The organism is Stenotrophomonas sp. 96582_Sma, assembly GCF_056480905.1.
Map to the genome: position 1 here is coordinate 2,686,582 of NZ_CM151122.1, position 15,338 is coordinate 2,701,919.

Consider the following 15,338-nt stretch of genomic DNA (forward strand, 5'->3'; position numbering starts at 1 on the left):
CGCTGTGTCGGTGGTCCTCACCGCTGATGGCCTCTCCCTGCCCTCCGTGCCGTCCTGGCTGGGGCCGCCACCGTTCCCTGGCGGCTGGCCCGATGCTGCAGCCCGATGCGGTGCACCGGGCAATGCGTGCCGACCAAGGTCGGCACCTACCGTGGCGTGCAATGCCTATCGGCGCTGCGTGCCTTCGTCGCGGCTTGCCTGCGGGAACTGGAAGGCGCTGTTGGCGTCGTAGCCGCTGTTGGCAGTGGTACCGCGTGCCGGCGGCGCAATGCTGCTGGTGCCACTGCCGAAGCCGAGGATCTGCACGCTGATCACCGATGGCTGGTTGCGCCGCGCGTCGTCCTGGCTCTTGCGCATCACGTCCTGTGCGGCCTGGCTGGCACTGTTCGCTGCAGCACTGGCCGACGCCAGCGCATTGACGTTCACCGTGGCCAACACCGGCAGGCCCTTGCTCTCACCCTGCACCTGGATGTTGGCCGCGTTGAGCACCTGCAGCGCGGCAAGGTTGATGTTGCCCGAAACACGGATGCCCGCTTCGCCCGCATCGATGGTGCCCAGCGGCGCGATCAGGTCGACGTCGCCCGGCGGCACTTCGGCGATGGGGTTCAAGGTGGCGATGCCTGCGCCACTGGCGGGAGCCTGCGGCGACAGGATCACATTGCCCCAGCCGTCATAGACGCGACGCGGCGGCGTGTACAACAAGGTGGTCCGCGAACCGCGACCGGCATTGATGTCACCCTGCTCCGACCAGGCCAGGATGTCACCGCCGAACGTCGTCATCACCCGCGACAGGCCCAGCAGCACGCTGTCCTGGCTGAACAGCCGGATGTCACCCTGCCCTTGGGTCACCAGCCCGGCACTGGCCGGTGGCACCACGCCCTGTACACCCACCACGATCTGTCCGCCCGGTGCCATCAGCTCGATGTTGCCACCGGCTTCGGTACGTACGCCGGCGCCGCCATACATCAGGATATCGCCGGTGCGTTGGATCGTCGCACCTGCTGCATCCTTGTCCGGCATCAGCGTGGCGATGGCCTCACGGCCCCGCAGGTAAGAACCAACACGTGGCCCATTCCGATCGTTGTACTCGCGGCCGCCTTCGCGCAGTTCGGCGTAGTAGACCTGGCGCAGGAACATCCGTTGCTGTTCGCTCGGCAACCGGTCGAACGCAGCCAGCGCCTCGGCGCCGTCGACGGCCAGGCCGAAGCGCTGCTGCAGCCACTGCTTCAACTCCTTGTCATAGATCTTCACCGCCTTGCCGGGCTGCGATGCCAGCGACTGCGCCGGGTCGGCCAGGTTGACCGGGTCCAGGTAGCGCGTGCGCAGTGCATCGAAGTCAATGCCCTGATTGCCGGCAGTCACTGCGATGCTGGCACCGGGACGGGCATCGCCCTGGACGACGCCACCCAGGCTCACGATGCTTCCGGCCTCTTCCTGGCGCAGCTGCCGGCCCGCACTCACTTCAACGTTGCCAGGGCCGGCCACCGTCAGGTTGCTGCGGATGATGTCCCGGCCCGCCTCGATCCCGCTGATATCGGTACCGCTGGTGTTGAGCGCGGTGACGTTCGCATTGATCACGTCGCGACCGGCGCGCAGCTGTACGGCCGAGCCCGCTTCGTACCAGTCGAACAGTGTCCGGCTCTCCTCGCCGATGTTCCGCCTCAATTGCCTGCGCCCGCCGCTGCCCAACCCGATGATGTCACCGGCAACGGCATAGAAGCGGCTGGGCGACGTGGGCCGGGACGTCAGCGCACCCGTGGTCGGAGTACTGGGGCCGAACGCGAACAAGGGCAGGTTCGCCGACGGATCCGCTCCCTGCACCCCATCGTCGGAGAGATTGTGGCCGACCCGGGTCAGGCTGGCGCCCCGCTGGGCCACGAATGCAGGATCAAACGGGCCAGGCAGGCGGGCGTCGCTACCGGAACGTGCAATGCCGGTGGCGTTGATCGCGGCATGGATCGAGCCTCCGGCCAGAACATCGAGCTGGCCGCTGGCCGAAGGCGCGAGCAGGATCACATCGCCCGTAGTCGCCCCTGGTCCGAGACCTCGAAGCGGGGCGCTGATGATGTCACCACTCGCTGCCACCGCGCTGAACCTGGACGGATACAGCCAGTAATTGATGCTGGCGGGAACGGATTGCTCGCGCAGCGCGATGCCTTCAGCGAACATGTTGCTACCGGTTGCATGCAGAGTTCCGGCCAGGCTGGGTGCGAGATTTCCGCCTGCCGAGAACAGGTCCAGTGCCGTGCCTCGGGTCCAGAGCGAGAACCACGTCGTGCCAGCTGCATGCTGGCCATCGCCCAGAACCACGTCGTTGTAGTTGGCCGTCGGTACACGCCCTGCATCTGCGGCGCCACCGAGAACAATGTCACCACGGGCCTGCAGGCGGGCAGTGGAATCACCCAGAATGAGCAGGGGCCCCGCCATCGCCACCGGGGCGTCCGCCACGAACGGATCCATCAGGCCCAGCGTTCCGTAGCTGCTCTGTATCGCGCTGAGGCCACCGATGCGTGCCGCCTGCAGCAGGGTGCTGCCGCGCAGGTTGGTCATCGCGCCATTGAGATCCAGATCCTGCAGGAAACTCTCCGGCTGCTGCGCGCTGGCGCGCAGGCCAGGATTCAACGCACCGCCACTGCGCAGGGTCAGGTCGCCGCCACCGGTCAGATGCAGCTCACCATTGCTGACGCGCCCGGTCGACCCTACCGCAGCGACAATCGCGCTGGAATGAGGCGCGGTCAACAGACCCAGGGCATTGCCCATCGGGTCGAGCACGCCCGCGTGGCGGCCCGCTTCCAGTGACAGATTGCCGCCTCCCAGCGTGCCGAAGCCGGTGAACCCGACCATGCGGGGAGCTGCGTCCGCTTCGGCGCCCACGGTGCTGTACGTGCCGAAGTTGATCCACCAGCTCGTCGGTGTTGCCTGGACGCCTTCGGTGGTGCCCGTACCCTGCCGCCACAACCAGCCGCCCACGGCTGCGCTTGAATGCCCGGCCTGGTCGCGCTGCGCCGTACCGGATTCGGACCGGGCGGTCCAGGCGTCGCCGATGATGTCGCGCCCGGCTTCAACCCTGAGATCGCCGCCATGGTCGGGATACCACGCACGGTAACTGGCCAGTGCCGCATCATAGTTGCCCGAGACCTGGTTCTTTCCCAGCAGCGAGGTGTGCCAGGGCGCAGCCGTTCGCACCGGATTGAACTGGGGGTCGCTGCCATCGCCCAGCAGCGTCGGCGCACCTGCGGTGTACACGCCGAAGCCGGACTTCATGCGCACGTCCTGCGCGGCCAGCAGTGCCAGATCACCCTTGCCGGTACGCAGCACGCTCCAGGCCGGTGCGCCCAGGCGCTTGCCGTAGGTGGTGACTTCGGTAAGCGTGCCGCCGCCGTAGCAGTAGCCCATTGCCGCGCAGATCTCTTCCTCCGACATGCCCATCTCGGCGCCCAGTTCCGTAGCCGGGCGACCGACCCAGGATTCATCGCCCCACCATGCCAGCGAGCCTTCCTTGTCCACCAGGCGCGGGGCGGGGCCGCAGAAGGCGCCTGCGCCACAGATCTCCGCCTCGGTGGTCCCGATGATCTCGGCCACCTCGGCAGGTGACTTTCCGGCCAGACTCTCATCGCCCCACCAGTACAGAGAACCTTCCAAATTGACGATTCGATCACCCTTCCATTCCGTCGTCTTGGTCACCGTCCCGATGGTGCTGTAGTGGCTGTCGGCCAGCACGATGCTGCCGTCACTTCCCCAGCTGCGGGTACGCGGATCGGCAGCGGTCGTATCGGCACCGGCCACTGCAGTCAGATCCCACGAGGTGGTGCCTTCGGGCAGCATCGCCGCCAGCGCCCAGTTTCGCCCCTGGCGCCCGCTGGCGTCGGCCGCCCGCAGCTTCACCGGTGCATCGCCTGGCAGCTCCACCTTGGTCATCGACGGGATGATCGCACCGGCATGCAGGTTCAGCGCGCCTGAAAGCTTCATCGCCATGGGCAGGGTGACGCCGGCCGGCCACACCTGTGCGGCCAACGGCGCCGGCGTGCGCAGGCGGAAACCGGCACCCAGTCGGGCACCGGACTGCAAGGCCAGCGCCTCTGCCAGCACGGTGCCGGCCGCCATCACCTGCCCGCTGTCTGTGGTCACTACCGCGCCCAGCACGGTACCGGCCGGCAGCAGGAGCGGTCCGGACAACACCATCTCTGCCGGCAGCACGGTTCCCGCGGGCAGGGTCACGGCCTCGAAGGGCAGTGCATAGTTCAGCGTCGCGCCAGCACGGAATTCGGTGCCGCGCTGCAGCTGTACACCTTCGCCGGGCACGATCAGGTCGCCACCGAACGCCGTGTTGGGCGTACCGGCACTGCGCCCTTCCAGCAGCACCCAGCCGTCCTCATCGGGATTGGCAGGCGGCGGTGCGAATCCATCGTTGATGCTGCCGTAGACGTTGATATCGCCTTCGGCGCGCAGCACCAGCGCTGCCGATTCACCGAAGCCACGGCGCGCTGGATCGGTCCGGTTCGACTGCGGTCCGTAGCGGTAGCCGGACAGATCGATATCGCCGGCCACGACCAGATCGCCACGCGGGTTGTCACTGCTGGTCCGCGCCACGATCTGCACGCCGGGGCGCAGGCGATAGCTGCCCAGTGCGGCAGTACGCTGCTGCAGTACCGTATTGGTCAGCGCGGCGTTCATCCACTGGCTGTTGTCCGGGTCCACAACCGTGTCCAGCCAGTGTTGGTTGATCACCTGCGGACGATGGCCATGCACGTCCGGAGCGCTGGCCAATGGCGCCGAATCATAGCTGCGGAAGGCGTTGACCTGGACGTCGGCGGCACCGGCGATACGGATGCCGCTGGCCACGTCGATCGCGGCGTCGTTGCTGCCCACGCGTGGCACGTTGAGCTTGACGCTGCCGCGTGCGCGGCCATCGTTCTGGCCCGGGCTGCTACCCGCAGCCACCGACGTGCCGGCGCGCAGGTCCATCGAAGCGGACGCGCCCAGCTGCAGGCTGCCACTGGCCGAGTTCAGTTCGATCATCGCCCGGTTCGGGCTGTCGATGATCTTGCCGTAACTATCGACGCGCAAGGCGCTGCCATGCGCGTCCAATGTTCCGTCGATACGCAGCACATCGCGGGCGGACAGGCGGATGCTGCCGACCTGTTCGCCACTGGCATCAATGCGACCATTGACGAGCAGGCTGCCACCATCGACGCTGATATCCACGTTGCGTGCCTTCACTTCATCGCCGATCACCAGGTCGCCTTCGCTCAACTGGAACGTCCGGCCACCGGTAATGCCACCGGCGGTAAGCCGGGTGTTCAGCCCGGAGAAGTCCTGCAACTGGCGTGCACGTACCACCAGTTCGCCGCCGTCGTAGGGCACTTCAGTGCCACCGGCGTCGTAGCGGCCGCTGGCTCCGCCAAGCAACGTACCTGCCAGATCTATACGGCCGCCCTGCGGGCCCAGCGCAGCGACCGTCAAGCGGCCGCCGCGGTTGTTGCGGGCGGAAAGATCGATGCGCGACGCCGCGTCGGCAACGATGTCACCTTCACGGCTCGACAGCGCTACGTCGCCGCCCCAACTGTACTTGTCCACGTCGAACAGGCTGACCTTCCGCCCCGCCATGTCCAGCACTGCATTGCTGCCAAGCGCCACGCCCTGGCGGGCATTGGCTTCGAACCGGCCGGACGCCAGCGCCACCCGGCTGTCGATCACAACGCGTTCGGCCGTGATGGACAACTCCGCACCCAACGCATCGCTGCCCGCGGTTGCCGCGGCACCGCGCACCTGCACCGTACCGCCATTGCGGATTGCCAGCTGCGCGCCCGCACTGCCGGTCAGCAGCGGGGTAACGATATCCAGCGCGCCGCCGCTGAACTGCCAGCCGCTGCCTGCCACGTAATCGCCCTGCCGCTGGAAGACATCCAGGCTGCCCTTGCCGGAGAACAACATGCGATCCGACGCTGCCAGGGTAACGCCGGCGAAGCCGAGCACCTGCCGATCCGCGGCCACCGACGAACTGGGCCGGGTGAAGGGCGCACGCCCCAGCTCCAGCACCCGCGTATCGATTTCCAGCTGCCCTTGGCCAAGCCGACCCACCATTGCCTCGCCGGCTGGCTGGGCCTGCTCACCGCCGGGCAATGTGGTGCCGGCCAGCGTTCCGTCCCAGACCAGCGTATCGGCGAAGATGCGCGCGTGGTCGGCCGCAGTGCCGTAACCATGAATGGCAGGGGCGCCCAGCACCAGGCTGCGCAGGCTGCTGCGGCCGGTCGCACCGTCACGCGTATCCAGGTCCACGCTGCCGAACACATTGATGGCATCGCGCGCGGTCAGACTCAGCGCCTCCAGCGCCGGCGCGCCGGTGGCAGTGTTTCCACGCAGCAATCGCTGCAGGACCTCCTGGTTCATGGTCATGCCCGCCGGCAGGCCGCCGGCTGCCGCTGCCGCCGCAATGGCCTCGGCGCTGCCGAGATTGAGCGCCGACATGCCCAGGCCGAGCTGGCGCGTGCCGTAGCTCACCGCGTCGCCAATGCTCAGCGCGCCGTCGGTGACCACGTTGATGCTGCCTGCCGACAGCAACCGGGTCTGGCCATTGCAGTCCACCACGCATCCGCCGATGTCGATCGCCACCGGACCGCCGGCACTGCCGCCCTGCGCACTGAGCGCCGTCAAGCGCTGGTTGGACACGGCAAGCAGGCCGCCCGACACCAGGTAGGGCGCCGTGGGCTGCGCCACGCGCGAGGGATCGGCCCCGGCCAAGGTATCGATCGAAGCGCCCTGCTCGACCAGGATGCCCTTGCCCCCGAACGCAGCCGACAGCAGCACTTCCTGCGCCGTCAGGTTGACGCCGTTGCGCACCACGATGTGCTGCGCGCTGCCCTCCAACGAGTAAGTCGTCGCGTCACGTCGCAGCACGCCGCCGATCAGCATCGTTTCCGGGCGGAACGCATTGAGCGCCGAATCGAAGAGGGTGGCGCCGCTGCCGCTGCCGGCACTACCGCCCTGGGTGGCAATCTCCAGCGTTGCCTCATTGGAGGCGAGCAGATTGACTGAAAGCGTGCCCCCGCGTCCGTCATTGCTGCCGGCGTTGAAGCGTGACACGCCCTGGAAGATCGCGGCTGGCACGCTCGAACGTCCGGCGCCATCGCCCAACACCAGGTTGAGGTTGCCGGCGTCGGTTGGCCGCCAGCGCAGCGCTTCACCACGCCGCTCAGCCACGCCCTGTACGAAAGTGCTGTAGGAGGTCTCGTTGTAGCTGGCATGGCGGCGCACCACATCCGCCGGCGTCAGCACCAGATCGGTGAGCAGCGATGAGACTCCACCGCCCAGGCTCTGCGCCTGGTGTCCACTGACGCGCCAGGAACCCGTGCCGGTCGCCACTGCCTGGCGGCTGCCGACGGCGCTTTCGGCGCCGACTTCGACGCGGAATGCGCCCTTCTGCAGTGCGTAGCTTGCCGGCAGCAGCGTGTAGGTTCCGGCCGGGAGGCCGGGAACCCCGGCAGGAATGACAATCTGCTGGCCGATGCGCGGATCGGCGCTGCCGTCCGAGACCGCCTGCGGCGCCTGCGTGCCCGAGCGTCCCGGCATGATCGCGTAGACCGCATTGTCACTGCCGCTGAAGCGGTAGCGCGGGTTCGCATCCGCCAGCGCGTGCCTCAGGATGTCCACCGAGCCGCCGCGCCCCGCCACGAATGCGGCACCGGACAGCTCGCCTCCGCCGGAGACGTCCAGCACACTGCCCGCCACGCCATTGAAAGCGTTGGCGACGATGTCGATACCGATCGGGATGTTGGTCGAGCCGGGGCCCAGCACATCGAAGTCGGCACCGTTACGGCGCCAGCCCACACCATCCACGGTACCGCCAAACGGCAGCTGCAGGCCGGCACCGCTCACCGACGTCACGCTGCCTGCAAGCAGGTCGACGCGGCTGGCCGCATCGGCGTTGAATTCCCTGCCGCCCAGCTGCACATGGCCCCACGGCGCCTGCACATTGCCGCCCTGCACCACCGTCGCCGCCACCAGCTCCAGGCTTCCGAACGCAGAGTCCGGTGCCGGTTGCGCGCCGCCTGCAATGCCATGGATGCGCAGTACGGCGTCGGGGTTCTGCCAGGACAGGCCTGAAGGACCGATGCCGGGGACGCCCGCCACGATACGTCCCTTGGCCCGGGCCGCCGGATACATACGTGCGGCGCTGATATCGATCGAACCCGGGCTTGCCAGCGTGGAGACGAGCGAACTGCTGGCGACCGGGGCCAGCATGCGGATGTCACCGCGGCTGCGCAGCGCGACCTGGTCAAATCCCGCCAGCCAGGTGACGTCTCGCAGATCGATCAGATCGGCGCTCACGTCCAGGCGATGCTGCCGGCCGCTGTCGAACGCTGCCTCCAGTGGGCGCAACGTGCCTTCCCCGGCCGGCTGCCACCAGCGCCCCTGCGCAAGGCGGACATATGGCGCGGCCAGTTGCAGGCGGCCGCCCTCGCTGTTGCCCGGGACGAGGCCGAGGTAACGCTCATTCAAGCCCTGGATGCGCAGGCTCTGATCCATGCGCAGATTGACATCTCCCTGGGCGCGGATGTCGCCGAACAGCGCCAGATGATCGACCCCCCCGGCCTCGATCTGCTCCACCGACAGTGCCGCATGACCGTACTCAAGGCGTGCAGGCAGGTCCGCCGTCTGCGCGGCACGCTGGGTCAGCGAGATCACCCGCGGTGCCAGCACCTCCTTGCCGTCTGCCGTTCTGCCGTAGGTGCCACCACCGAAGGCAACCCCCAGGGTGCCGCCGCGCGCGCCGTCGCCGCCCGCTGCTGCGTCCAGGTCGCCCTGCAGGTACAGCGCATTGCCGGCGCGCAGCACGATGCTGCCGCCGTCGCTGTCCACCCGGGTGCGCCCGCTGCCATCAATGTCCAGCAGCGCCGAAGCACCGGACGCGTCCAGCCGCGCACCGCGCTCCACCACCACGAAGGTATCGGGCGGCAAGTGGCGTACGTTGTCCTGGTCTTCCCAGTCCAACGCCCCCCCGATCTCGATCGTTCCGCCCTTGCGCACCTGTCCGCGCAATGTCCCGCGCGCGTCGGGCAGGGAAACGCTATCGCCGCTCACGTCCAGCAGGGCGCCCTCGGCAATCGTCCAGCGACGTTCGCGGCGTTGATCGCCACGCACACCGGTCGGGTCGAATGCCTCGTCCAGGCGGATGCGGCCGCCGGCCGCCTTCAGACTGCCAGCCACGTCCAGGTTGCCGGCGCTGAACAGTTCGATCGACTGGCCGGCATCGACCTCGATCCTTGCGCCCTTGCCTACGCGCAGATCGGCCGTGGACAGCAGATGCCCTGCGCGCAGTGCCAGGCTCGCGCCGCCGCGCTGCGATACACGCCCGCTGGCCGGATCCGCCTCATACAACGATGGCGTCCAAGTCTGCACGCCCTGCTCGCGGGCCAGTGCCTGCTGTGCGCCCTCGGCCAGGCGCAGCGCCGGTCGTTCCACCTGCAGCCGGGTACCTTCTTCAACCGTCAAACCGTTGTGCCCGGCGATGTCATAGCCGGCGAAGCCACTCCTGAACAGTGCTGGCTGCAGTTGCAACGACGCCGCCGATGCGTCCGTGCCAGGCGCGCCGATAGACACCGCACCGCCTGTTGCCAACGTGAAGTTGCCGCTGCCATTGCCGAGCGCGCTGAAGCGTGCGCCATCGCCGATACGGATCCGCCCGCTGCCGTCGGTGGCAACCTCGGTGCTGGCCGCGAGCAGGCTGACACTGCCGCCCTTGCCTACGCGCCCTTTGCCACTGGCATCGATCGCGCCGCCGGCATCGACCAGAATCGTCGCTCCCTCGCCCACAGCGATGTCGTGGCTGCTGTTGAAGCGCACCTGCCCGCCGTCGATCCACGCCTGTGCCGGACCGCCCTCCGGCGCTGCAAGCGCGTTGCTCCAGCCACCGCCAAGATCGATCCGCGCGCCCGCCGCAACATCCACCGCGCCGCGTCCGGACCTCAGCAGGGCCGAGGGCCCGCCGAGCGCCGGAAGCAGGTTGCCGGCCTCCACCTGCCCGCCGGCAATCTGCACCGTTCCGCCGAAGCCGACGCGGCTTGCAGTGAGCCCAAGCCGACCGCCCTCCTGCAACCTGAGCGTGCCATCCAGGTCGATACGGCCCGCAGAAGCGAGGTCCACCTGCCCCCAACGTTGAGCGCTCAGGACCTCACTGTCCAACCACACGGTATTGCGCTGTGTTTCCCCGATCGGCGCCTGCAACGTCCATGACCGGGTGTCGGCCTGGAGCGCTCCGATGCGGATCTGCGAATCGAACACTGCACTTCGGCCGTTGTTGTCGAAACGCCCCAGCCAGAGCTGGGCGTTGCGGGCCGCCGCCGTCTGTGCCTGCGCGTATCCGTCCTGCGCCTGGTCGGGGCGGCGCGTCTGCTGCAGGCCCTGAAAGGCCACCGTATCCACCTGGCCCTGCAGGACAGCCGTGGGCGCCGAGATCAGCAGACGGCCAGCATCGCGTCCCACGGAATAGCCATTGTCGAAACGCTGGGTGGGTGCCACCAGCGGATTGCGGAACGATTCGGTCACTCCCCACCGTTCCTGCTTCACTTCATAGCCCTGGTACAGACCGTCGTACAGCATCTCGGCCGGTGCATCGTCAAGCCGGTACAACTGGCCATCGCGGCCACGCAGCCAGCTCTGCTGCACCACGCCGGACTGCACATCCAGGCTGCCGCCGGCCAGATTGATGCGCGAACCGGCGTGGCTCACCACTTCCTTGCCTGCCAGCTGGACGGTGCCGCCCTGCGCCGCCCATTCGCTGATCGAATGCCCCTGATTGTCCAGGTAGCCCCCCACTTCCAGCAGGCCGCCGCCGGCATACCAGCGCGTACCTTCATAGCCGCCGGTACCGGCGGCGACTTCGGTCAACTGGCGGCGATCGATCCACACCTCGCTGTTGATCAGCTTGCCGCTGTCACGGTTGTCTGGCGAATCGCGCAACTCATTGCCCTGCACCTTCACCTTGACGTTGTTGCTTTCCATCGCCACCTGCACGCCCACCGCACCGGAGACGTCCACGCGCGCGCCATCATCCAGATAGCTGCGCCGGCTGGCGTCGGCGATCACCTGGCCGCCGGTGGCCACTGCCAGTGCGCCGGCCTGGAAGTTCACATCGCCGCCGGAGACGACTTCGATGCGCGATTGCTCGCGGCGGTCCTGCAGGCGCGAAAGATTGTCGAAGGTGCCGCTGTTGCTGGAACCGCGCAGCTTGTCCTGCTCGGTGGATTCCTTGATGAGCGCGTCGCGCTGGCTGTCCAGCGCCGTGCTCTTGCCATCGTCTTCCAGCAGTACTGCAGTGGTCGAGCCGGAGGCCAGGGTCACACTGCCCGCCGCATCGGACGCCGAGTTCAACAGGTGCACCGTACCGCGTTGATTCAGCGTGGTGGACGCAACCGCAACGCCGGCCTGTTCGACCATGCGGCCGGCCAGGGTGATGTCGCCCTCGCGTGCCTGGATCAGACCGCTGTTGCGAACGCTGCCGGCCGTGCTGTCAGCGACGAAGCGCGGTGCGATCTCGTTGCCACGGGTGGTCGATGCAGTGTTCTGCGCCGTGCCCACGCCACGGCGGATCACGAAACTGTCGCCGGCGGCAAGCTGGGTCTGGCCTTTGCGCGTCTCGATCTGGCCCGCGTTCTCCACGCTGTGCCCAGCCAGCAGCACGTAACCACCGCCCCGCGTTGCCGTGGTCGGCTCGTGCGTGGTGATGCGCGCACCGCGTTCGACCATGACTTTGCCTACGGCGTCGGTCAGCGCCGAGGTGTTCGCGTCGGCACTGTACAGACCCTGCTCACGGAACTGCGCGTCGCTGATGCGCGCTGCCGCCGCCACCAGGTTGCGGACATTGACCTGGCTGTTGTTGCCGAACACCACGCCATTGCGGTTGGCAACGAACACCGTGCCATTGGCCTTCAGCTGGCCAAGAATCTGGCTGGGCCGTGCGGCGGGATCATTGACCCGGTTCAACACGGCCCAGTCGGGGTTCTGCAGGAAATTCAGTGTGGTGTTGCCACCAACGTTGAAGGTTTCCCAGTTCAGGATCGCTTGGTCGGCTGTCTGCTCAATGTTGACCAGCACCCGCCCGTCGGCGGCCTGCGACTGGATCGCCTCGCGGGCGTTGATCCAGCCGCGGGTCAGCGGATTCTCGTCGACCTTCAGGCCATCCTTGCCCAGGCCATCGGCGATCACGAAGCCCGCCTCGCGGCGCGCCTGCCGTGCCTGTTCCTGCAGGCGCTGCTGCAGGGCGATGGCCTGCGCGGCCGTACCAAGGTTGTCGATCGACTGCTGCAGCTTCTGCCGTGCCGCATCCTGCTGCTGCGCGGGTAGCTGGAACTGGATCGGCACGCCGTTGGGCATGCGCCCGCTCTGTGCCGCCGCGCCCTGCGCCGCACCGCGCTCGGCGAACCAGCCGGGGCTGAATGCCTGCTGGGCCTGGCTGGCCGGGGCCACCATGCTGCCAAGGGCCACGGCGACGGCCCAGGCCATCGGGTGGCTGCGCCACAGGGCGGCAGGGAAACGGGCGGTGGGCGAATGCGGGTGCGACATCGGGGACCTCGTCAACCTGATGGGCCGCGTCGGCGGCGGCGTGTGTACGGATGGGCCTGCTCGAGGCACGCCCTGCACCTCATAGACGGTGGCGACGGCGTGAAGGCGACAGGCGCATCACTGTCATGCAGCGGACATACGCACAAGGGCGCCGGCATTGCTGCCGGCGCCCTTGTGCGTCTCCTGCAACTACAGAAGCAGTTGCAGTTAGAGCGGACGGCCGATTCCCGAGCAGGTGCTCGGATTGTTCAATGCTCCAGCGTTGCTGGCGTTGACGAAGCGGGAACGGACCGCATCGCGCCAGGCTTTGTTCAGCGGAATGAACCTGTGCGCAACGATGGCGGGATCCTGCGGGCCCTGTTCGACACCGTTGACCACGGTGCTGCCATAGATTCGAAGAAGTCCGCCGCGAATTCTTGCAGCCACCAGTACATCCTTGTAGCACTGCCCAAACAGGAGATTGGTGGTACCCACGATTGGATATCCTGAGCTCGGGTTGCCGAACCACGGCACCCAGTTCGCTGGGTTCTCGGCAGCGGCACCGGCCGGCGGTGGCACGTTATCCAGTGTCGCTTGAGTACTCACGTCCTTTGGAGAGAAGCCCTTGACCTGTGCAACTCGAGTAGCATCCGAGAGATCAAGAGACAGGTCTGGACCTGTGTATCCCATTGTTCCGACGGTCGTAAAAATGGCGGCGTACACCGCCGCGTCACCGGACGCCGGAGCTGCAACAAAGTTCTCGGGAACACTAGTGAACAGATCGGCGAAGGTCGACTGCACCGAAAACGCCGGCACGCCGTTGGTCAGCTTCAGCGTGGTGCCTGAGACATCGGCCGGCTGGCAGGCGCTGGTCAGGAAACGGGCCAGCAATTCAGTGGCGCCGCTGGTCTCGCCACGGTAGACAACCCGAATGGTGCCGGTGCGGGCGCTGTCGATGCTCGACCAGTTGGTGATCTTGCCGGAGAATATCCCGCAGATCCGGGTGACCGACAGGTCAATTGCTGAACCAGGCTTGTTGAAGGGAATAATCACCGGAGCCAGCGCAACGGGAATCTGGATCAATGCCCCATAACGGGTTGGATCACCAGCCCGGTTGAAGGTGCTGTTGTAGCTGTACAACTCGGTGCTGCTCAGTACCGCATCGCTGCCAGCAAAGTGGACAGTCCCTGTCGTCGAAAACAGTGATGGGTCATTGCTCAGGAATGCCCGCTTGCCAACGCCCGAGCCCCTGGGAGCATAGCTGAACGACGTCGGAAGAATGCTGTCCGGACTCCCTTGGTACAGGGCCGCGGGCATCGTCGCACCACCACCCTGGACAAGAACCTGGGCATTTGCTTCTAGCGTTCCGACCAACACGCAACTGGCGAGCCAGAACGCCTTCAATAGCAAGTTCATGAGATTGACAACTCCCTGCCTTCTCTGGATACGGTCGTTCATACCGCAGTGCGCCGGCCTGACGGCCGGCGCACCTGGAGAACACTTCTATGTCGCAGTTACAGCGGACGGCCGATGCCCGAGCAGGTGCTCGGATTGTTCACCGCACCGGCGTTCGTGGCGGTGGCGAAGCGAGCACGGACCGCATCGCGCCAGGCCTTGGTCAGCGGGATGAACTTGTGCGCGCGGATGGCGACGTCGTTCGGGCCCTGCTCGACACCGTTGACCACGGTGCTGCCGTAATGGCGGGTCAGGAAGCCGCGCACGTTGGCGCCCACGGTGGCGTTCTTGTAGCACTGGCCGAACACGAAGTTGGTGTAGCCAGCGATCGGATAGCCCGCGCTCGGGTTGCCGAACACCGGCACCCAGTTCGCCGGGTTCTCGGCAGCGGCACCGGTCGGCGGCGCAGCGGTTTCCAGCGTGGCCTGCACGCTCACTTCATCCGGCGAGAAGCCCTTGACCTTGGCGACCTTGGTGGCGTCGGTCAGGCTCGGGATCACGTCCGGGCCGACATAGCCAACGCGGCCGTCAACGGCATAGACGGCGTTGTACAGCGCGGTGCCACCGGTGGCCGGTGCGGCGATGAAGTTCGACGGCACGGTGGTGAACAGGTTGGCGAAGGTCGACTGCACCGAGAACGCCGGCACGCCGTTGGTCAACTTCAGGTTGCTGCCCGACACGTCAGCCGGCTGGCAGGCGCTGGTCAGGAAGCGGGTCAGCAGTTCGCTGGTGCCGCTGCTTTCGCCACGGTAGACGACCTGGATGTCACCGGTACGGCCCAGGCCCGCCAGCTGGCTCCAGCTGGTGATCTTGCCGGAGAAGATGCCGCAGATCTGGGTCACCGACAGGTCAACGACCGAACCGGCCTTGTTGAACGGAATCGTGACCGAGGTGGCCACCGACGGAATCTGCACCAGGGCGCCGTAGCGGTTGGCATCGCCGGACACGTTGTAAGTGCTGTTGTAGGTGTTCAGTTCGGTGCTGCTCAGCACCGAATCGCTACCGGCGAAGTGCACGGTGCCGGTGGTGGAGAACAGCGCCGAGTTGTTTTCCAGGAAGGCCTTCTTGCCGGTGCCCGAACCAGTCACGGCGTAGCTGAAGTTGGCCGGCAGGATGCTGTCAGCCTGGCCCTTGTACAGGTCGGCCGGCAGCGAAGCGCCGCCGCCGGTGACGGCGGTCTGGGCCGAAGCGGCACCGGCGGTGGCGAGCAGCGCGGTAGCAACCAGCGCGGCCAGGGTCTTGTACTTGTTCATGATCTTCTCCTGAAGGGTTTACTGCGAAGGGAAACGCCAAGGGAGGAACGGTCACTACACGCCTGCTGCCGCCGAGGGCCTCCCAGCCCA

At 67.1% G+C, this 15,338-nt stretch carries 3 protein-coding genes; all 3 read right to left on the bottom strand.

Annotation, left to right across the window (positions count from 1 at the left end; genetic code table 11):
- Positions 1-165 precede the first annotated feature (165 nt).
- The 3 genes from ACZK2R_RS12500 to ACZK2R_RS12510 all read right to left on the bottom strand — a co-directional run bounded on the left by ACZK2R_RS12500 (position 166) and on the right by ACZK2R_RS12510 (position 15,248).
- Positions 166-12,561, bottom strand: a complete 12,396-nt coding sequence (locus ACZK2R_RS12500; RefSeq protein WP_180838026.1) for a filamentous haemagglutinin family protein — start codon at positions 12,559-12,561, stop codon at positions 166-168.
- A 207-nt stretch (positions 12,562-12,768) separates the two neighbouring features.
- On the bottom strand, positions 12,769-13,956 hold the full coding sequence (locus tag ACZK2R_RS12505) for a substrate-binding domain-containing protein (protein WP_180838027.1): 1,188 nt from the start codon (positions 13,954-13,956) through the stop codon (positions 12,769-12,771).
- Positions 13,957-14,054: 98 nt separating this feature from the next.
- Positions 14,055-15,248: a substrate-binding domain-containing protein gene (locus ACZK2R_RS12510; protein ID WP_180838028.1), complete on the bottom strand. Its 1,194-nt coding sequence runs from the start codon at positions 15,246-15,248 to the stop codon at positions 14,055-14,057.
- Between the last annotated feature and the right edge of the window lie 90 nt (positions 15,249-15,338).